Below are 283 nucleotides of genomic sequence, written 5' to 3'. Positions count from 1 at the left end.
ACCTGCTTGGCGGTATATCCTTTTTCCACCATGCGCGCCACGAAATCGGCGTGCTTGTTCGCGTCCTCGGCACTGGCCTTGGCATTGAACGAAATGACCGGTAACAGTTCCTCGGTATTCGAGAACATCTTTTTCTCGATCACGGTGCGGAACTTTTCATAGCTGGTCCAGGCCGGATTCTTGCCGCCGTTGGTGGCCCGCGCACGCAAGCCGAAGTTGACGATCTCGTTGCGGAAATCCTTGGGATTGCTGATCCCGGCCGGCTTCTCGATCTTTTCCAGCT

General features: G+C 55.8%; 1 pseudogene. It reads right to left on the bottom strand.

Going from position 1 to position 283, the window contains the following annotated elements:
• Positions 1-283: pseudogene (locus F1735_RS34850) on the bottom strand (PrkA family serine protein kinase); the annotation flags it as partial.

Source organism: Massilia genomosp. 1, assembly GCF_011682185.1.
Lineage (GTDB): Bacteria > Pseudomonadota > Gammaproteobacteria > Burkholderiales > Burkholderiaceae_D > Telluria_A > Telluria_A rubra.
This window is presented reverse-complemented; position numbering and strand designations above follow the sequence as displayed.